Raw genomic sequence first — 533 nt, 5'->3', positions numbered from 1 at the left:
CTTTTATACTTATCTCAAAATAATCAGTTTCTCACAAAGTCGTTTTTAGACTCTAAAAGTAAGAAACTAGATAAAAAACTACTTTTCAATAAGATAAGAAATGAAGATCAGATTAAGTTAGAAATATTAAAAGAGAAAAGGAGAGTTGAAAAAGAGAAGAAAGAGAATGAAAAATCTATACTAAAAGGGAAAAATGTTATTAAAAAAGATGAGAAAAAAGTAGAATCAAAACCGAAGAAAAAAGGGATTAATAGAATAGAACCTATGGCTAAAAAAACTGCTAGAAAAAGCAGTATAAATAAAATAAAACCTAGGTAGACTTATATATTATTGAATAAGAATCAAATCAAGAAAAGGTTGGTGTGGGGAATGGTTGATAAAAAAGATTTTATACGTGTAGATGAATGGGAACCTACGACGGATGAAGTTTATGTTTATCCTGACGGTAAACTAGTTATCGTACCTTTTGAGAAAATTTTTAAAAGAGATATTGGTGACTTAAATACTTTTATTATCGAAAGAGACTCTTATGT

1 protein-coding gene is annotated in these 533 nt (G+C 27.4%); it reads left to right on the top strand.

The features are described 5' to 3' along the window. A partial coding sequence (locus ETC00_RS19625; protein WP_171567722.1) for a hypothetical protein occupies positions 1-318 on the top strand: 318 nt, incomplete at its 5' end. Positions 319-533 lie beyond the last annotated feature (215 nt).

This window comes from Brevibacillus sp. MCWH (assembly GCF_013096935.1).
GTDB lineage: Bacteria > Bacillota > Bacilli > Brevibacillales > Brevibacillaceae > Brevibacillus > Brevibacillus aydinogluensis.
The sequence above is the reverse complement of the archived record's forward strand: the minus strand, read 5'-3'. Positions and strand labels throughout refer to the sequence as shown.